The following is an 18731-nucleotide window of genomic DNA, read 5'->3' as shown; positions in this document are numbered from 1 at the left end:
CCTGCGAGCCGCCGAGTTCTACATGACCCGCACCCACGAAATCCGCCCCGACCTGGACGAAGGCATCGACCGCAAGGTGCTGGCCCAGTTGCGTGCGCGGTTCATGACCCTGAACGAAGGCCGCATGGCGCGAGCCGTCGAGGGGCTGACGCCACGCCAGCAGAGCGTGCTGACGCTGCTACCGCTGTTTTTTCATGTTAATCATCCGCTGCTGCCCGGTTATGTATCGGGCAGCACGCCGGCCGGGCTGTCGAATTTCGAGCCCGACGCCCAGGCCCTGGCCGAAGCTCAGCGCCTGACCCGCTCGTTCTCCTATAAGCCACGCCATGGCAACCCGCCAAGGCCGATTCACGGGCTGTACCTGATGGGCAGTCTCGGCACGCTGGCGCAGGCCGACCAGAGCGATATGGACGTGTGGGTGTGCCACGCAGCTGACCTGGGCGAGAGCGAACTGGCCGAATTGCGCAGGAAATGCCAGTTGCTGGAGACCTGGGCCCTGAGCATGGGTGCCGAGGCGCATTTTTTCCTGATCGAGCCGACCCGCTTCGTACTCGGTGAGCGCGATACGCAGCTCAGCTCCGATGATTGCGGCACCACCCAACATTACCTGTTGCTCGACGAGTTCTACCGCACCGCCATCTGGCTGGCCGGGCGCACGCCGATCTGGTGGCTGGTACCGGTCTATGAAGAACCTCGCTACGCCGAGTTCACTCACACGCTGCTGTCCAAACGCTTCATCCGTGCCGACGAGACCCTGGACCTGGGCCACTTGGCACACATTCCGGCGGGCGAGTTCATGGGAGCCGGGCTGTGGCAACTGTTCAAAGGCATAGAGTCACCTTACAAGTCGCTGCTCAAACTGCTGCTGACCGAAGTCTATGCCAGCGAGCACCCACAGGTGCATTGTCTGAGCCTGCGATTCAAGCGAGCCGTGTTCGCCAATCAGGTTGACCTTGACGAGCTGGACCCCTACATCGTGGTGTACCGCCGCATCGAGGAATACCTCACGCAGCGCAACGAGCCCGAACGCCTGGAGCTGGTAAGGCGCGCGCTGTATCTGAAGGTCAATCGCAAGCTCAGCAGCGGCCAGCGCACGACCAGTTGGCAGCGCCTGCTGCTCGAACGTCTCGCTGATGAGTGGGGCTGGGACCATCGCCAACTGGCCCTGCTGGACAGCCGCAGCCAGTGGAAAGTACGCCAGGTGGCCTCTGAACGCCGTGCCCTGGTCAACGAGCTGAACCACAGCTACCGCTTCCTGGCCCAATTCGCGCGCACGGAGCAGACCGTCAGCCTGATCAACAAGCGCGACCTCAACGTGCTCGGCCGCCGGCTGTATGCAGCGTTCGAGCGCAAGGCCGGCAAAGTCGAGTTCATCAACCCTGGCATCGCCCCGGACTTGGCCGAAGACACCCTCACGCTGGTGCAGTCGCCCGTCCGCAAAGAGCCTGGCCAGCACCATTGGGGCTTGTATAACGGTAACCTCACCGCGCTCGAATGCGAGCACTTCGCGCCGATCAAGCGCAGCCGCGACCTGCTGGAAATGCTCACCTGGTGCCATCGCAACGGGGTCATCGACAGCAGTACACGCCTGGCCCTGCATCCTGGCGTCAGTGACATGACCGAGTTCGAGTTGTTCAACCTGCTGGGCAGCCTGCAGCAGACCATCGCCCTGCCCCTGACCAGCGTTGATGAGGAGCGCCTGCTGCGCTCGGCGGTGCCCGAAGAGGTGCTGTTGCTGATCAACGTCGGCGTCGACCCGCTCAAACACCACCGCGACCTGAATATCCTGATGACCACCGAGCGCACCGACTCCCTGAGCTATGCCGGGGTGCGCGACAACCTGGTGCTGACATTGGACCAGGTGACCCTCAACAGCTGGAACGAGGTCATGGTCAGCCGCTACGACGGGCCGCACGCGCTGCTCGACTGCCTGCGCGATTACCTCAACCAATTACCGCCGAATCACCTGCCGCGCCTGCGGGTGCGCTGCTTCTGTCACAACCGTGCACAATTTATCGCGCAGCGCGTGGAAGAAGTCTTCGACACCGCGCAGAACCTGCTGCTGGGTCGCTCCAACCATCGCTACCTGTTGCAAGTGCAGCAGCATTACCACGTGATGGAGTTGACGCCGGGCCAGGCCGTCCACGTTTCATTGGCCACTCAAGAGGCGTTGATCGCGTACCTCAGCGAGGAACTGGCCAGCTACAGTCCGTTGCACCTGGACGCCATGGCTTTGGAAGACCACGACCTGGCGCTACTGTTACCCATGGGTATGGCGGACTGTGTGCAGGTGTTCTACCGGGTCAACGAAGGGTTCGCGGAGCTGTATGTGCTGGATGAATTCAACGCACTCTGGCAACAGCGCCTGCCTTTCCATGATGAGCAAAGCCTGTTGGTGCCGTTGCAGCGCTTTTTACAATCGATCATCTACCGCCGCGACGCGCTGTCGCCGCTGGACCCGCAACAGCCGATGAGCGCCGTACAGACGCTGTATTACCAGCTGTTGCCATCCGGCAGCGGACGCGCCCGTGGCATCGAGCCTCGGCCTGTGCCCTTGGCCTCGGAGAACAAACCGTTCTATGACGTGCAGGCCATTATCAGCAAGGCGGCACCCGGTCAGGTGGGCATCACCCTCTACTGCAATCAGCGCGAGTTTTCCGAACTGGAGTTCGGCGACCAACTGTTCACCGTGGTCGCCCGGGAGATCGTCGGGCAGCGCCGCGAAACCGAGCGCTACCGCTGCTACATCACCGACCTGGACTTGTCGGGCCTGCTCGGCGATGTGCAGAGCCCGAGTAATCTGTACCTGCGCTATAAGGCCGAGCTGGAGCTGTCGCTCAATGAGGCGCTGCGCCAGATTTAGAGCGGGAAGGCGCCCCCATCCTTGGGCTGGCCTTCAACGCTGAGCAATTCAAGCTTGAGAGTCTTGCCGCCGGGTGCCGGCCAGTCGATGTGCTGGCCCACTTGCAGGCCGAGCAACGCGCTGCCCACTGGCGCCATGATCGAAATCTTGCCTTCGTCGGCATTCGCATGCTTCGGGTAGACCAGGGTCAGGTGGTAGTCCTTGCCGCTGCCTTGCTCGCGGCAATGCACGCTGGAGTTCATGGTCACGACACCCGCGGGCACTTCATCGTGGCCAACCACCTCTTCGGCGCGGTCGAGTTCGGCCTGCAACGCTTCGACGCCGGGAGACTCGTCGCCCAAACGGTCGATCAGTTGCTCCAGACGCTGCACGTCAAGGCGGGTGAGGATGATGGACGGTGCGGTGGTCATGATTCAGGCAGACTCCTTTTTTCTGCACAAAAAAGCAAAACCCCGCCAGAAAAAGGCGGGGTTCTCACGGGCCTCGATGAGTGGAGGCGTACCCGGACACTAACACAGCGTCACAAATAAACAAGACAGCCTCAGGCGTGGGCCTTGCGTCGCTCGGCCTGGGCGCAGATCACACGGCGTCGATCGTCGTCGGCCGAGCGCCATTCGCGGATGTCTTCCACATGGCGAAAGCACCCGAGGCAGACTTTTTGCTCATCCAGGCGACACAAACTGATACAAGGTGACGGCACCGCCGGGCTGACGTTGCTGAACAACGGCTTGGGCGGGCGTACGGGGGCGGGCTGGCTCACGATCAGATCTCGTCGAAGTCCAGCTCTTCGCCGGTATAGTCCTGGACCAGGCGCGCGAGCATCTCGCCCAACAACTCTTCACTCTTATCGCACTGCCATTTGCGGCTTTCTTCGTCGTAGTCAAAGTGGATGCCACCGGAGCGCGCCGCCAGCCAAAGCTGACGCAGCGGTTCCTGGCGACTGAAGATCAGTTGCTGGCCACTCTCGAACTTGACAGTCAACACACCGGCCGATTGTTCCAGATCCACGTCCAGGTCGCTGTCGTCGAAAATATCTTCCAGCTTCTCCTGGGTGGCATCCACCAGGTCGTGAAAACGGGCTTCGGTCAAACTCATTGTGGCAACCTCAAAAGTGTCTGGTTTTGCTCAAGCGCCGCACGATACGGGCGAGCCTCGCCGATTGCAAAGGATACCGATTTCATCGCAGATGGCGGTATGAAATATCCCCTTCCAGCGTAGTCCGCTTCCCTACCATCTCGGCAAACCCCCGCCGGACGGGTATTCCAGCGCATAGGCAAGGTGGCGGGTGGTCGGTATACTCGGGCGCAATTAATGCATATTCAAGGATTTCGCCATGAAGCGCCTGATCTCTTCCCTTGCTGCGCTCGTCGCGGTCGCCTGCCTCGTTAGTGCCTGTGGTCAGAAGGGCCCGTTGTACCTGCCCGATGACAGCAAAGACCCTAACGATCAGGCGCAATCGTCGCAAAAGCCAGCCAAAGCGCATAAGCACGACACCTTCGAATAAGGGAACCCCATGGACGCTTTTAACTACCGGGACGGCGAGCTGTTCGCGGAAGGCGTGGCGCTGTCCGCGGTTGCCGAACGCTTTGGCACCCCGACGTACGTGTACTCGCGTGCGCACATCGAAGCGCAGTACCGCTCGTTTACCGATCCGTTGAATGGCGTGCCGCATCTGGTGTGCTACGCGGTCAAGGCCAACTCGAACCTGGGTGTGCTCAATGTCCTGGCGCGTCTGGGCGCCGGTTTCGACATCGTGTCCCGTGGCGAGCTGGAACGGGTGCTGGCCGCCGGCGGCCAGGCCGACAAGATCGTGTTTTCCGGCGTCGGCAAGAGCCGTGAAGACATGCGCCGCGCCCTGGAAGTCGGCGTGCATTGCTTTAACGTCGAGTCCACCGAAGAGCTGGAACGCCTGCAAAAGGTGGCCGCCGAGATGGACGTTCGCGCGCCGATCTCCCTGCGCGTCAACCCGGACGTCGACGCCGGCACCCACCCCTACATCTCCACCGGTCTCAAAGAGAACAAGTTCGGCATCGCGATTGCCGACGCCGAGGATGTGTACATCCGCGCCGCCCAGTTGCCGAACCTGGAAGTGCTGGGCGTCGACTGCCATATCGGCTCGCAACTGACCACACTGCCACCATTCCTCGATGCGCTCGACCGCCTGCTGGCGCTGATCGACCGCCTGGGCGAATGCGGTATCTACCTGCGCCACATCGATCTGGGTGGTGGTGTCGGCGTGCGTTACCGCGACGAAGAGCCGCCGCTGATTGCCGACTACATCCAGGCCGTGCGCGAGCGCATCGAAGGCCGCGACCTGACGCTGATGTTCGAGCCGGGCCGTTACATTGTCGCCAACGCCGGCGTGCTGCTGACCCAGGTCGAGTACCTCAAGCACACCGAACACAAGGATTTCGCCATCGTCGATGCGGCGATGAACGACCTGATCCGCCCGGCGCTGTACCAGGCCTGGATGAATGTCACAGCGGTAACGCCTCGCAACAGCGCTGCGCGCGCCTATGACATCGTCGGCCCGATCTGTGAGACCGGCGACTTCCTGGCCAAGGATCGTCAGCTCGCCCTGGAAGAAGGCGATCTGCTGGCCGTGCATTCGGCCGGTGCCTACGGGTTTGTCATGAGTTCCAACTACAACACCCGCGGCCGTACCGCCGAGGTGCTGGTGGACGGTGATCAAGCGTTTGAAGTGCGTCGCCGCGAGACGGTAGCCGAGTTGTATGCTGGCGAAAGCCTGCTGCCGGAGTAAGCCATGCTGCTGCGTTTTACCAAGATGCACGGGCTGGGCAATGATTTCATGGTTCTCGACCTGGTCAGCCAGCACGCGCACATCCTGCCCAAGCACGCCAAACAATGGGGCGACCGTCATACCGGCATCGGTTTCGACCAACTGCTGATTGTCGAGGCCCCGACCAATCCGGAGGTGGATTTCCGTTATCGGATCTTCAACTCCGACGGCTCCGAAGTGGAACAGTGCGGCAACGGCGCGCGCTGCTTCGCGCGCTTCGTGCTGGACAAGCGCCTGACCGCCAAGCGACAGATTCGCGTCGAGACCAAGAGCGGCGTGATCGAACTGGACATACGCAATGACGGCCAGATCAGCGTCAACATGGGCGCGCCACGCCTGGTACCGGCGGACATTCCGTTCCAGGCCAGCGAGCAGGCGACCAGCTATGCGGTAGACGTCGATGGCAACGTGCTGGACCTGGCGGCCGTGTCGATGGGCAATCCCCACGCCGTGCTGCGCGTCAACGACATCAACAACGCGCCCGTGCACGATCTGGGGCCGAAAATAGAACACCATCCGCGCTTTCCGGCGCGGGTCAATGTGGGCTTTTTGCAGGTGATCGAGCGTAACCGCGCGCAACTGCGCGTATGGGAACGCGGCGCCGGCGAAACCCAGGCGTGCGGCACCGGTGCTTGCGCCGCTGCCGTCGCCGCGATCAGCCAGGGGTGGATGGATTCGCCGCTGCTGATCGACCTGCCCGGCGGACGTTTGTCCATCGAATGGGCAGGCCCGGGCCACCCGGTGATAATGACCGGGCCGGCCACGCGCGTATACGAAGGACAGGTCCGTCTATGAGAGAGCCAATCCAATGACCGATAAGCCTCAAGTACCCGCACAAGCATCCCCGGGCGAAACTCTGGAGGCCGCTGCCGTCGCGGCGTACCTTGAGGCTCATCCGGATTTCTTCGTCGAACACGACGAACTGCTGCCGGCCCTGCGCATCCCGCACCAGCGTGGCGACACCGTGTCGCTGGTGGAGCGGCAGATGAAAATCCTGCGTGAGCGCAACATTGAAATGCGCCACAAGCTCTCGCACCTGATGGACGTGGCCCGCGATAACGACCGCCTGTTCGACAAGACCCGTCGCCTGATCCTCACACTCCTGGACGCCGCCAGCCTGGAAGAAACAGTGATGGCCGTGGAAGACAGCCTGCGCCAGGATTTCCAGGTGCCCTTTGTCAGCCTGATCCTGTTCAGCGACAACCCGATGCCGGTGGGCCGCTGGGTCAGCGGCAGCGAAGCCCAGACTGCCATCGGCGGCCTGCTGTCCGAAGGCAAGACCATCAGCGGCACCTTGCGCGAGCACGAGCTCGACTTTCTGTTCGGTGCCGAACAGCGCAAACAGATCGGCTCCACCGCCGTGGTCGCCCTCAGCCATCAAGGCCTGCATGGCGTACTGGCCATCGGCAGCCGCGACCCTGCGCATTACAAAAGCTCGGTGGGCACGCTGTTCCTGACCTACATCGCCGAAGTGCTTGGCCGCGTCCTGCCGCGCTTCACCACCGCCCTGCGCGCGGTGCGCTAGCCATGGAACGGCAACTGGACGCTTACTGCGCTCACCTGCGCAACGAGCGCCAGGTGTCGCCCCATACGCTGCAAGCCTACCGGCGGGATTTGAATAAGGTCCTGGGCTACTGCGAAAAGCATCAGGTTGCCAGCTGGAAAGCCTTGGACATTCAAAACCTGCGCAGCCTGATCGCGCGGCTGCACCAGCAGGGGCAGTCCTCGCGCAGCCTGGCTCGCCTGCTGTCGGCGGTGCGCGGGCTTTACCATTACCTCAATCGCGAGGGCCTGTGCGATCACGACCCGGCCACCGGCCTGTCACCGCCCAAGGGTGAACGACGACTGCCCAAAACCCTGGATACCGATCGCGCCCTGCAGTTGCTGGAAGGCGCCGTGGAAGATGACTTCCTCGCTCACCGTGACCAGGCCATCCTTGAGCTGTTCTATTCCTCGGGCCTGCGCCTGTCGGAGCTGACCAGCCTGAACCTCGACCAACTGGACCTGGCGGACGGCCTGGTGCAAGTGCTTGGCAAGGGCAGCAAGACCCGCGTTTTGCCTGTGGGCAGCAAGGCTCGCCAAGCGTTGCAGCAATGGCTGGCGCTGCGTGCGCTGGCCAACCCGGTAGATGACGCCGTGTTTATCAGCCAAAAAGGTCGGCGCCTCGGCCCACGGGCCATTCAGGTCCGGGTCAAGGCCGCGGGCGAACGCGAGCTGGGGCAGAACCTGCACCCGCACATGCTGCGACACTCCTTCGCCAGCCACCTGCTGGAGTCGTCCCAGGACCTGCGCGCCGTGCAGGAACTGCTCGGCCACTCCGACATCAAGACCACGCAGATCTACACCCATCTGGATTTCCAACACCTGGCAACGGTGTACGACAGCGCCCATCCACGAGCCAAACGCATCAAGGACAGCGACTCATGAGTATCAAGCTGATCACTTTCGACCTGGATGACACACTCTGGGACAACGTGCCCGTCATCATCAGCGCCGAAGCATCGATGCGCGAATGGTTGGCGACCCATGCATCCAAAGTGGGCGACCTGCCCCTGGAGCACTTCGCCAGCCTGCGCCAACAGGTGCTGCAACGCCACCCGGAGCTAAAGCACCGCATCAGCCTGTTGCGCCATCGGGTATTGATGCATGCATTCGAAGAGGCCGGTTATCCACAGCCCGAAGCCACCGAAATGGCTGATGTGTGCTTTGAAGCGTTCATCCATGCACGTCATCAACTGACGGTCTTCCCAGAAGCCGAGCCTATGCTGCAGGCGCTGCGTCGCCAGTATCTGCTGGGGGTCATCACCAACGGCAACGCCGACGTGCAGCGTGTAGGCCTGGCGGACTACTTTCACTTCGCGCTGCGCGCCGAAGATATCGGCATCGCCAAGCCGGATGCGCGGTTGTTTCAAGAGGCATTGCAACGGGGCGGAGTGGATGCCAGTGCGGCGGTGCATGTGGGCGATCATCCTGGGGACGACATTGCCGGCGCGCAACAGGCGGGGCTGCGTGCAGTGTGGTTCAACCCGACGGGCAAGACTTGGGCGGCGGATAAGCGCCCGGATGCGCAGATTCGCAGCCTGACGGAGTTGCCGGAACTGCTCCGTAACTGGCAATAACCGTGGAGATTTAACTTTGGGAGCCGGGGACTGATACACCGCTACCGGGGGCAAGCCCACCTTCCACAGTTGAATCGCATAAGACTCAATAAATCATCAGGCATGAAAAAGCCCGCAGCGACGGCGGGCTCTTTCTTACAAGCAGGTGGCTGGCCTCAGATAGGACGGCTGCCGTACTTGTTATCCGGTTTCTTGGGTGGATCGGCTACCACGTTGGGCTCGACCTCGACCACTTTGCCGCCTTTCGCGAGAAACTCTTCCATCGCACGGGCCAGGGCATCACGCTCTTTGTTCTTGGCCTCAACGCTCGGCAACTCATCGACCGACACTGCGGCCTTGGCTTTGCCTTTGGCCTTGGGAGCAGCGTCATCGCCTACACTGTCATCGGCCTCGTCAGGCACGTCGTCAACCGCCGCCGCTTCGAGGCTATCATCAGCCTCGTCTTCGTCACCGACTTCAAGGTCGTCGTTTTCCAGATCATCGTCGCTCATGTTCTACCTCATGACTTGCGAAAAGCAGATTAGTTATAGCCCAGCTTCACCCTCTGTCGAGCTCGCCGGAAAAAAATCACATCCACTGGATTACCAGTGGCTTACGCCTCATCACCCTGCAGGGTGGCGAGGACTTTGCGAGCACCGCCATGATCACGGTGCTCGCCCAGGTAAACGCCCTGCCACGTCCCGATCGCCAAACGGCCGGCCTTCACCGGCAAACTCAGCTGACAGCCCAGGAGACTGGCCTTGAAGTGCGCCGGCAGATCGTCCGGACCTTCGTCGTTGTGTTCAAACCCTGCGCGGCCTTGCGGCACCAGCAAGTTGAAAAACCGTTCGAAGTCACGGCGAACCGCCGGGTCGGCGTTCTCGTTGACGGTCAACGAGGCCGAAGTGTGCTGCAACCACAGGTGCAACAGTCCTACGCGACACGCCTTTAATTCAGGCAAGCCGGCAAGCAACTCGTCGGTCACCAGGTGAAAGCCCCGGGGCTTGGCCCGCAGGGTAATCAGGGTCTGTTGCCACATACAGTTCTCCGCCCATCGGCGCGCATTCTAGCGCGCTCTGGGAAAAAACAAAGTGTCGAATACGCCTACATGCCTGTAAGACATTCGCATGCTGAAAAATGCTCTATACGTCCCGACGCAAACATGACGCAAAAACCGCCGGAGCCTGTATGACTGACAAACGCCAGGCAAAAAAATGCCCGGCAAGCCGGGCATCTTTTTTTCCGCGTACTTACAAGTTGTAGCCGCGCTCGTTGTGTTGCGCCAGATCGAGGCCGACCGCTTCTTCCTCTTCGGTAACGCGCAGCCCCATGACCATATCCAGCACCTTGAGGATGACGTAGGTGACGATCGCCGTGTAGATCACGGTGAAGCCCACGCCTTTGCACTGGATCCAGACCTGTGCCGCTACGTCCGTCACGGTACCGAAGCCGCCCCATGCAGGCGCTGCGAACACACCGGTAAGGATCGCGCCGACGATACCGCCGATACCGTGCACCCCGAACGCGTCCAGGGAGTCGTCATAGCCCAGCTTGCGCTTGAGGCTGGTGGCGCAGAAGAAGCAGATCACACCGGCCACCAGGCCAATCACCAGGGCGCCCATCGGGCCCACGGTGCCTGCGGCCGGGGTGACGGCAACCAGGCCCGCCACCACGCCCGAGGCGATGCCCAGTGCGCTCGGTTTACCGTGGGTGATCCACTCGGCGAACATCCAGCCCAGTGCTGCGGCAGCGGTAGCGATCTGAGTGACCAGCATCGCCATGCCGGCGGTACCGTTGGCGGCCGCCGCGGAACCTGCGTTGAAACCAAACCAACCAATCCACAGCATGGCCGCGCCGATCAGGGTGTAACCCAGGTTGTGCGGCGCCATCGGCGTGGTTGGGTAACCTTTACGCTTGCCGAGCACGATGCACGCCACCAGGCCAGCCACACCCGCGTTGATGTGCACCACGGTGCCACCGGCGAAGTCCAGCACGCCCCAGTCCCACAGCAGGCCGCCGTTGCCGCTCCACACCATGTGTGCGATCGGTGCGTAGACCAGAGTGAACCAGATGGCCATGAAGATCAGCATGGCGGAGAACTTCATACGCTCAGCAAACGCGCCGACGATCAGCGCCGGTGTGATGATCGCGAAGGTCATCTGGAAGGTGATGAACACCGCCTCAGGGAACAGTGCCGCCGGGCCGGTAATGCTGGCTGGGGTGACACCGGCCAGGAACGCCTTGCCCATGCCGCCGACGAAGGAATTGAAGTTGACCACGCCCTGTTCCATACCGGTGGTATCGAACGCGATGCTGTAACCGTAGATAACCCACAGGATGCTGATCAGGCCAGTGATGGCGAAGCACTGCATCATCACCGAAAGAATATTTTTGGAGCGAACCATGCCGCCGTAGAACAGCGCCAGGCCAGGGATGGTCATGAACAGCACCAGCGCGGTGGATGTGAGCATCCACGCCGTGTCGCCGGAGTTGAGGACTGGAGCAGCCACTTCGTCTGCCGCCATGGCCAGGCTTGGCATTACGATGGACAACAGGGCTCCGAGCCCTGCGAATTTACGCAGAGTCATATTGTTTTCTCCTGGGGCGTTGGGGTTTGGCGGCTTAGATTGCGTCGGTATCGGTTTCGCCGGTACGGATGCGAATAGCCTGTTCCAGATTGACCACAAAGATCTTGCCGTCACCGATCTTACCGGTGTTGGCAGCCTTGGTTATCGCCTCGATAACCCGGTCAAGATCCTTGTCGTCAATGGCGACATCAATCTTCACCTTCGGCAGGAAATCCACTACATATTCCGCGCCGCGATACAGCTCGGTGTGACCCTTCTGCCGACCGAAGCCTTTGACCTCAGTAACGGTAATGCCCTGCACGCCGATCTCGGACAACGACTCGCGTACATCGTCCAACTTGAACGGCTTGATGATGGCAGTGACTAGCTTCATGAAAACTCTCTCCCGAATTGGTGGACTTGCCCCAGGAAAACAAACCCGTCTCAAGTCTAAGCGCAGTGCCTGGCTTTGTAACGCGTCGTCGCCTCGGCATGCCGTTGCGACGCCAGCTAACCACTGGTGACAAACCTGTACCCCTGATCCATCGGCGCACTGCATTCGTCACAGCGACTGCATCAGTGCATGGGTCATGATCGTCTAAGCAGAAACCTTGCCAGCTCCGTGAAACTCACTGAAATCAATCCTTTGCTCACTTATGCCCACCTGCGGGGCGATGTGGCGAGCCTGATGCGCACAAAAACGGTGCGCAGCCCGCCGGAGCCCTGCGCGAAAAGCGTGCGCCCAAGGCCGTGAAAAAGACTATAGACGGTGCGTGATACACTGCCCGCCAACTGTTTTCCGGAAAATTTCCCATGCTCGCGCCCAAAGATTTCCTCGATGCCCTGAGCGGCCACGCCTCTCGCCTGTTCAGCGGCGAAACTCCGCTGCCCCGCAATGAAATCGAAAGCCAGTTCAAGGCCTTGCTGCAAAGCGGTTTCAGCAAGCTCGACCTGGTCAGCCGTGAAGAATTCGACAGCCAGATGGTCGTGCTCGCCCGCACGCGGGCACGGCTGGAGAGCCTGGAGGCGAAGGTGGCGGAGCTGGAAGCGCGGCTGACGCCTGACCAGAAATAACCCACACTCCTTTGCACAAGCGAGCTTGTTCGCGCAGATCTTCGCGAGCAGGCTCACGTCGCCACGCCCAAGATACGTTCTGTAAAACCTCCCCACCCCGCGCTGACTTGCCTCGTCTACCCTTGAAAAACCGCAGGAAGCGGCCCTCATTTTTCAAGGAACGAGCATGTCACTGGCCATCGTCCACAGCCGCGCCCAAATCGGTGTCGAAGCCCCCGCCGTCACCGTCGAAGTGCACATGGCCAACGGCCTGCCGTCCCTGACGCTGGTGGGCTTGCCCGAAACCGCAGTCAAAGAAAGCAAGGACCGCGTGCGCAGCGCCATTCTCAACTCCGCGCTGCAATACCCGGCCCGCCGCATCACCCTCAACCTCGCGCCCGCCGACCTGCCCAAGGATGGCGGGCGTTTTGATCTGGCGATTGCCCTAGGCATCCTGGCCGCGAGTGTGCAGGTGCCGACGTTGATGCTCGACGACGTGGAATGCCTGGGCGAATTGGCGCTGTCCGGCGAGGTACGCGCCGTCAAAGGCGTGTTGCCGGCAGCGCTGGCTGCGCGCAAGGCCGGGCGCACTGTGATAGTGCCGCGTGCGAATGCGGAGGAAGCATGCCTGGCATCGGGCTTGAAAGTGATTGCAGTGGATCACTTGCTGCAGGTCGTGGCGCACCTCAATGGGCACGTGCCGATTGAGCCCTACACATCCGACGGTTTGCTGTACCTGAGCAAACCGTACCCGGACCTGAGCGAAGTGCAGGGCCAGATGACGGCCAAGCGGGCATTGCTGATCGCCGCGGCCGGCGCACACAACCTGCTGCTGAGCGGCCCGCCGGGCACCGGCAAGACCTTGCTCGCCAGCCGCCTGCCCGGCCTGCTGCCGCCCCTGAGTGAGCAGGAAGCCTTGGAAGTCGCTGCGATCCAGTCGGTGGTCAGCCTGGCGCCGTTGAGCCACTGGCCCCATCGACCGTTTCGCCAACCGCACCACTCAGCCTCCGGGCCGGCCTTGGTGGGCGGCGGCTCAAAACCCCAGCCGGGGGAAATTACCCTGGCGCATCACGGCGTGTTGTTTCTGGATGAACTGCCGGAATTTGATCGCAAGGTGCTGGAGGTTTTGCGTGAGCCGCTGGAGTCAGGGCATATCGTGATTTCCCGCGCGCGCGACCGAGTGAGCTTCCCGGCGCGCTTTCAACTGGTCGCAGCGATGAATCCCTGCCCCTGTGGGTATCTGGGCGATCCTACCGGCCGTTGTCGCTGTACGCCGGAGCAGATCCAGCGCTATCGCAACAAACTGTCCGGGCCGCTGCTGGACCGGATCGATCTGCACCTGACGGTCGCGCGTGAAACCACGGCGCTGAACCCCACCCAAGCGCCCGGCGATAACACCGCGACGGCGGCCGCACAGGTTGCCGACGCTCGAGAACGGCAGGAAAAACGCCAGGGCTGCGCCAACGCGTTTCTGGATCTGCCAGGGCTGCGTGAGCATTGCAGGCTGGCGAAGGCCGATGAAAGCTGGCTGGAACATGCCTGCGAGCGGCTGACACTGTCCTTGCGCGCGGCTCACCGGCTGCTCAAGGTCGCCCGTACCTTGGCCGACCTGGAGCAGGCAGAGGCGATCACTCGCGAGCATCTGCAGGAGGCACTGCAATACCGCCCTGCGGCGGTCACTTGAACCTCGTTTTTACCCGCCAGCGCTTCAGCGGAAGCGGTCCACCTCATGCCGCAAGCCCGACGCCAGGGTCTCCAGCTCCTTGGCGGTGATCGCCAGGTTCGACACCACTTCGCGTTGTTCGCTGTTGGCCAGCGCAATGCTCTGCAGATTACTGCTGAGCAGCGTTGCGGTGCTGCTCTGCTCCTGGGTGGCGGTGGTAATTGCGGCGAACTGCTGGCCGGCCGAGCGGCTTTGCTCGTCGATTCGCGCCAGGGCCGAGGCCACATCGGCATTGCGCGACAGGCCTTCCTGCATCAGCACCTTGCCCTGCTCCATGGTGCTGATGGCGTTACCGGTTTCCTTCTGGATGCTTTGAATCATTGCGGAAATTTCGTCGGTGGCTTCGCGGGTACGCGAAGCCAGGTTGCGCACTTCGTCCGCCACCACGGCGAAACCACGCCCCTGTTCACCAGCACGTGCCGCCTCGATGGCTGCGTTGAGCGCCAGCAGGTTGGTCTGTTCGGCGATGGCCGTGATCACGCCGACGATCCCACCGATTTCCTGGGAGCGCTGGCCCAGGGTGTTGATCACTGTGGCGGTGCTGTTCAACGCCGTGGCGATATGCTCCAGCGAAGATGAGGCCTCCTGCATCGAGTTGCGACCGATGCGGGTTTGCTGGGCGTTCTCCTGAGCCAGGCGTTCGGTGTTGCCCATGTTGTCGGCAATGTTCAGCGACGTCGCACTGAACTCTTCCACCGCGCCGGCCATGCTGGTGATTTCGCCGGACTGCTGCTCCATGCCTTCATAGGCGCCGCCGGACAAACCGGACAGCGCCTGTGCACGGCCATTAACTTCTTCTGCGGCCTTGCGGATATGCGACACCATGGTCGACAGCGCCTCACCCATCTGGTTGAAGGCGCGCGCCAGTTGGCCGATTTCGTCGTGACTGGAAACGTTCAGGCGTGCACTCAAGTCCCCCGCACCCAAGGCTTCAGCCTGGCGCACCAGATCGCCCAGCGGCGCCAGCTTGCTGCGCAGCAACCAGACCGTAGCGCCCACCGCCAGCAACATCGCCAACACACTGCCGATGACCAGGCGCAGGCCGACGGCCCAGGTAACCGCACGAATTTCCGCCTTGGGCATGCTGGCAACGACCGCCCAGGGGCCACCGTCGAAGGGCACCGATACACTGTAGAAATCTTCGCTCTTATCGCTCCAGAACCGCCCCTTGCCCGGGGTTTTGGCCAAGTCCAGCATTACCGGCACCGCCTGCTCCGGGGTCTGTACGCCGGCCGGTGGCACCAGCCAGTGTTTCTGTTCATCCAGCAAGGCCAGCGAACCGGTCTGGCCGATACGGAAGCGCTTGAGATTCTCGAACTGGGCACTCTGCGCGTCCGTGTAGTCGAAGCCGATGAACAGCACGGCGATGACTTTACCGCCGGCGTCCCGCACCGGGCTGTACTGCGTCATGTAGGAGCGATCGAAAAGTACTGCCCGACCAATATAAGGCTGTCCGCTGAATACTCGCGCATAGGCCGGACCCTGACGGTCCAGCACGGTGCCAATCGCGCGGCTGCCGTCCTGCTTGGTCAGGGAAGTGCTGACCCGGATAAAGTCATCGCCACTGCGCACGAACACCGTAGCGACGCCGCCGGACATCTGTTTGAACTCGTCCACTTCGTTGAAGTTGTTGTTCAACACATCGCTGCCCAGGTACAGGCTCGGGGTCTGCACACCGGCGACGGCAATCGGCTGGTCCGCGCGCACGCTCAAACCGGCACTGAAACGCTGCTCGAACAGCCCGGTCAGGCGCTGGGTGCTTTCACGCAACGTGCTGTGGAACGTGTTGAGCTGATCGGCGAGCAAGCGTGCCTCACTGGCCAAGTGTTCCTCGCGGGTATCAAGGTTGGCGGCATCCAGGGAACGCAAGGCAAAAACAGTGCTGCCGCCGATGGCGACAGCCAGGATCAAGGCGAGGGCAATACCCAGTTGTGAGGCGATCCGAGCGCGAGGTTGAGACATGACAGCTCCTGGCCGAGGCCAGGATCATCCTGATCTCTTAGCGATGCTCGGCAAATTATCCAGTGGGGTACGTCGGCGCACAGTGGCTCCAATACTGCTACTTCGGCGGGATGAGCAAATACTTGAGCAGATCGCAGGGGTATCACGCAAACGGTTGCGCAGCAGGCGCTGCGGGCTTCAATCCAGGCGTTCCACCGTCGGCAGGAGCATGGCCTGAACTTCACTCTGAAGAAAATCCGCCAGGCGTCGCAGGCGTTCGCCACCGGGACGGGTCTTTGGCCAAACCAGGTAATAGTTTTCTCCACTGGCCACGGCGGTCGGCCACGGCAGGCTCAACCGGCCCTGGGCGACGTCTTCGGCGACCATAAGCAGGTCCCCCATGGAAACCCCATACCCACGCGCCGCGGCAATCATGCCCAACTCCAACGTGTCGAAGACCTGTCCGCCCTTGAGCGACACTTGAGACGACAGCCCCATGCGCTCCAGCCAATAGCGCCAGTCACGCCGATCGGGCGTGGGGTGCAGCAGCTCGGCCGTGGCCAGGCGCGCCACATCCCAGGGACCATCGTCCAGCAGGTTCGGCGCGCCAACCGGAATCAGCATCTCGGGAAACAAGTGGCACGCCTCCCAGTCCGTCGGAAAATGGCCGTTGCTCAGCAGCACCGCGCAGTCGAACGGTTCCTGATTGAAGTCCACTTCATCGACGCTCATCCATGCGCTCGTCAATTGCACCTCGTTGCCCGGCTGCAAATGCCGGAAGCGGCTGAGCCGCGCCAGCAACCAACGCATGGTCAGGGTCGAGGGCGCCTTCATGCGCAGGATGTCGTCATCGGTGTTCAGGGTGTGGCAGGCCCGCTCCAGCGCGGCAAAGCCTTCGCGTACGCCAGGCAGCAACAGCCGTGCGGCTTCGGTGAGTTGCAGATGGCGCCCGCTGCGCTGGAACAGGCGACAGGCAAAATGCTCTTCGAGGGTGCGGATATGCCGGCTCACGGCGCTTTGCGTGATCGACAGCTCATCCGCCGCCCGGGTGAATGAGTTATGCCGGGAGGCAGCCTCGAATGCCCTCAGGGCATACAGCGGAGGAAGACGACGAGACATAAGGAAAGCTCCGACAACGCAATAAGAGAACCGTACCAGAATCCACAGATGCATGAGTTTTAATCATGTGAACGATCGCATTTATCCCTTTGTGCAATAGGCCGGGAGCGCCGAGAATCAACCCTCCCCCCATTCCATGACTTTTCGAGCGTGATGATCATGCAGCATCCGGCACGTACCGAACTCTGGGCCATCCTGCGGCTGTCAGGGCCGCTGATCGCTTCGCAGTTGGCCCACATGTTGATGGTGCTGACCGATACGCTGATGATGGCGCGCCTGAGCCCCGAAGCCTTGGCCGGCGGCGGCTTGGGCGCGGCGAGCTATTCGTTCGTGTCGATCTTCTGCATCGGTGTGATCGCCGCCGTGGGTACGCTGGTAGCCATCCGCCACGGCGCGGGCGACATCGAAGGCGCCACGCGCCTGACCCAGGCCGGGCTCTGGCTCGCCTGGCTGATGGCCCTGGCAGCCGGCCTGCTGCTGTGGAACCTCAAGCCCGTGTTGCTGCTGTTCGGCCAGACCGAAACCAATGTGCATTCTGCGGGGCAATTCCTGACGATCCTGCCCTTCGCCCTGCCCGGCTACCTGAGCTTCATGGCGTTGCGCGGTTTCACCAGCGCCATCGGCAAGGCCACGCCGGTCATGGTGATCAGCCTTGGCGGCACGGTGCTTAACTACTTGCTAAACCACGCGCTGATTGAAGGTCTGTTCGGCTTGCCGAAACTGGGCCTGATGGGCATTGGTCTGGTCACCGCGATCGTCGCCAATGGCATGGCGCTGGCACTGATGTGGTACATCCGTAGCAATCGCGCGTATGCGGCTTACCCGCTGAGCAGCGGCCTGCTGCGTCTGAACACCCATTACCTGCGCGAATTGTGGCGCCTGGGCCTGCCGATCGGCGGCACCTATGCGGTGGAAGTCGGATTGTTTGCCTTCGCGGCACTGTGCATGGGCACCATGGGCAGCACGCAACTGGCCGCGCATCAGATCGCCCTGCAGATCGTCTCGGTGGCGTTCATGGTGCCGGCGGGTATGTCCTACGCGGTGACCATGCGCATCGGGCAGCATTACGGGGCCGGGCAGTTGCTGCAGGCACGCCTGGCGGGGCGCGTCGGGATCGGTTTCGGTGCCTTGGTGATGCTGGGTTTTGCCGCCGTGCTGTGGCTGTACTCCGACCCTCTGATCGGACTGTTCCTCGACCATAACGACCCGGCATTCCATGACGTCATTGTATTGGCCGTCAGCCTGCTGGCCGTGGCGGCCTGGTTCGAACTGTTCGACGGCGTGCAGACGATCGCCATGGGCTGTATTCGTGGGCTCAAGGACGCCAAGACCACCTTCCTGGTGGGGCTGGGTTGCTATTGGCTGATCGGGGCGCCGTCGGCATGGTTGATGGCGTTCACCCTGGGCTGGGGGCCAACCGGCGTGTGGTGGGGCCTGGCGCTGGGGCTGGCCTGCGCGGCGGTGAGCCTGACGTGGGCGTTTGAAGCAAAGATGAAACGCATGATTCATCAGGAACCTGCGACTCAAGGCGTGTTTCAGGCTGCGCAAGCAGACTGAAAGGCCGACT

Annotated in this window: 19 protein-coding genes and 1 pseudogene; 10 read left to right on the top strand and 10 right to left on the bottom strand. The window is 62.0% G+C overall.

The annotated features are described in order from the left end of the window. Positions 1 to 22: 22 nt before the first annotated feature. Positions 23 to 2863: a class I adenylate cyclase gene (locus QRN10_RS12490; protein ID WP_266247427.1), complete on the top strand. Its 2841-nt coding sequence runs from the start codon at positions 23 to 25 to the stop codon at positions 2861 to 2863. Here QRN10_RS12490 and rnk read toward each other — a convergent pair. The 3 genes from rnk to cyaY all read right to left on the bottom strand — a co-directional run bounded on the left by rnk (position 2860) and on the right by cyaY (position 3958). After that, complete coding sequence (gene rnk, locus QRN10_RS12485; RefSeq protein WP_181076324.1) at positions 2860 to 3273, bottom strand: nucleoside diphosphate kinase regulator; 414 nt, start codon at positions 3271 to 3273, stop codon at positions 2860 to 2862. The genes QRN10_RS12490 and rnk overlap by 4 nt on opposite strands. A 131-nt stretch (positions 3274 to 3404) precedes the next feature. After that, positions 3405 to 3623 carry a DUF1289 domain-containing protein gene (locus QRN10_RS12480; protein ID WP_181076322.1) on the bottom strand — a complete coding sequence of 73 codons (219 nt, stop codon included), beginning with the start codon at positions 3621 to 3623 and terminating at the stop codon, positions 3405 to 3407. A 2-nt stretch (positions 3624 to 3625) separates the two neighbouring features. Then, a complete protein-coding gene (gene cyaY, locus QRN10_RS12475) occupies positions 3626 to 3958 on the bottom strand; it encodes an iron donor protein CyaY (RefSeq protein WP_181076321.1) in 333 nt (110 codons plus the stop codon). A gap of 238 nt (positions 3959 to 4196) precedes the next feature. Between cyaY and lptM the strand changes: the two genes are divergently transcribed. From lptM to QRN10_RS12445, 6 genes are read left to right on the top strand one after another with little or no spacing between them, the layout of a single operon-like run. Next, positions 4197 to 4367, top strand: coding sequence for an LPS translocon maturation chaperone LptM (lptM, locus tag QRN10_RS12470; RefSeq protein WP_253509776.1), 171 nt, complete (start codon positions 4197 to 4199; stop codon positions 4365 to 4367). Positions 4368 to 4376: 9 nt separating this feature from the next. Continuing rightward, entirely contained in the window at positions 4377 to 5624 is a 1248-nt protein-coding gene (gene lysA, locus QRN10_RS12465) for a diaminopimelate decarboxylase (protein ID WP_285428476.1), read from the top strand. Between the two features lie 3 nt (positions 5625 to 5627). Continuing rightward, a complete protein-coding gene (dapF, locus tag QRN10_RS12460; RefSeq protein ID WP_181076317.1) occupies positions 5628 to 6458 on the top strand; it encodes a diaminopimelate epimerase in 831 nt (276 codons plus the stop codon). 13 nt (positions 6459 to 6471) lie between these two features. Further along, positions 6472 to 7188: a DUF484 family protein gene (locus QRN10_RS12455; RefSeq protein ID WP_181076316.1), complete on the top strand. Its 717-nt coding sequence runs from the start codon at positions 6472 to 6474 to the stop codon at positions 7186 to 7188. 2 nt (positions 7189 to 7190) lie between these two features. Further along, positions 7191 to 8090 carry a tyrosine recombinase XerC gene (gene xerC, locus QRN10_RS12450; RefSeq protein ID WP_285428475.1) on the top strand — a complete coding sequence of 300 codons (900 nt, stop codon included), beginning with the start codon at positions 7191 to 7193 and terminating at the stop codon, positions 8088 to 8090. Beyond that, positions 8087 to 8782 carry an HAD family hydrolase gene (locus tag QRN10_RS12445; RefSeq protein ID WP_253509777.1) on the top strand — a complete coding sequence of 232 codons (696 nt, stop codon included), beginning with the start codon at positions 8087 to 8089 and terminating at the stop codon, positions 8780 to 8782. Before xerC ends, QRN10_RS12445 begins: the two co-directional genes overlap by 4 nt. A gap of 155 nt (positions 8783 to 8937) precedes the next feature. Here the strand turns inward: QRN10_RS12445 and sutA are convergent, their stop codons facing one another. From sutA to glnK, 4 genes are all read right to left on the bottom strand, one after another. Beyond that, positions 8938 to 9273 (bottom strand): dormancy-specific transcriptional regulator SutA, encoded by a 336-nt coding sequence (gene sutA, locus QRN10_RS12440; protein WP_181076313.1) that lies wholly within the window; start codon positions 9271 to 9273, stop codon positions 8938 to 8940. Between the two features lie 101 nt (positions 9274 to 9374). Continuing rightward, positions 9375 to 9800, bottom strand: a complete 426-nt coding sequence (locus tag QRN10_RS12435; protein WP_181076312.1) for a secondary thiamine-phosphate synthase enzyme YjbQ — start codon at positions 9798 to 9800, stop codon at positions 9375 to 9377. 211 nt (positions 9801 to 10011) lie between these two features. Further along, positions 10012 to 11349 carry an ammonium transporter gene (locus tag QRN10_RS12430; protein ID WP_181076311.1) on the bottom strand — a complete coding sequence of 446 codons (1338 nt, stop codon included), beginning with the start codon at positions 11347 to 11349 and terminating at the stop codon, positions 10012 to 10014. A gap of 34 nt (positions 11350 to 11383) precedes the next feature. Beyond that, complete coding sequence (glnK, locus tag QRN10_RS12425) at positions 11384 to 11722, bottom strand: P-II family nitrogen regulator (protein ID WP_002555808.1); 339 nt, start codon at positions 11720 to 11722, stop codon at positions 11384 to 11386. A gap of 419 nt (positions 11723 to 12141) precedes the next feature. Here glnK and QRN10_RS12420 point away from each other — a divergent pair, with 419 nt between their 5' ends. Continuing rightward, complete coding sequence (locus QRN10_RS12420) at positions 12142 to 12402, top strand: accessory factor UbiK family protein (protein WP_034101453.1); 261 nt, start codon at positions 12142 to 12144, stop codon at positions 12400 to 12402. Between the two features lie 166 nt (positions 12403 to 12568). Next, positions 12569 to 14065, top strand: coding sequence for a YifB family Mg chelatase-like AAA ATPase (locus QRN10_RS12415; protein ID WP_266247432.1), 1497 nt, complete (start codon positions 12569 to 12571; stop codon positions 14063 to 14065). Between the two features lie 24 nt (positions 14066 to 14089). On the opposite strand, the gene QRN10_RS25315 is transcribed toward QRN10_RS12415, so the two are convergent. The 3 genes and pseudogenes from QRN10_RS25315 to QRN10_RS12405 all read right to left on the bottom strand — a co-directional run bounded on the left by QRN10_RS25315 (position 14090) and on the right by QRN10_RS12405 (position 17164). Further along, positions 14090 to 14812, bottom strand: coding sequence for a methyl-accepting chemotaxis protein (locus QRN10_RS25315; RefSeq protein ID WP_375139320.1), 723 nt, complete (start codon positions 14810 to 14812; stop codon positions 14090 to 14092). 180 nt (positions 14813 to 14992) lie between these two features. After that, positions 14993 to 16066: pseudogene (locus tag QRN10_RS25310) on the bottom strand (Cache 3/Cache 2 fusion domain-containing protein); the annotation flags it as partial. Positions 16067 to 16243: 177 nt separating this feature from the next. Next, positions 16244 to 17164 carry a LysR substrate-binding domain-containing protein gene (locus tag QRN10_RS12405; RefSeq protein ID WP_266247436.1) on the bottom strand — a complete coding sequence of 307 codons (921 nt, stop codon included), beginning with the start codon at positions 17162 to 17164 and terminating at the stop codon, positions 16244 to 16246. A gap of 153 nt (positions 17165 to 17317) precedes the next feature. Between QRN10_RS12405 and QRN10_RS12400 the strand changes: the two genes are divergently transcribed. Next, positions 17318 to 18721 (top strand): NorM family multidrug efflux MATE transporter, encoded by a 1404-nt coding sequence (locus QRN10_RS12400; protein WP_266247550.1) that lies wholly within the window; start codon positions 17318 to 17320, stop codon positions 18719 to 18721. Positions 18722 to 18731: the final 10 nt, after the last annotated feature.

This window comes from Pseudomonas sp. lyk4-R2A-8, assembly GCF_030209095.1.
GTDB lineage: Bacteria > Pseudomonadota > Gammaproteobacteria > Pseudomonadales > Pseudomonadaceae > Aquipseudomonas > Aquipseudomonas quebecensis.
The sequence above is the reverse complement of the archived record's forward strand: the minus strand, read 5'-3'. Positions and strand labels throughout refer to the sequence as shown.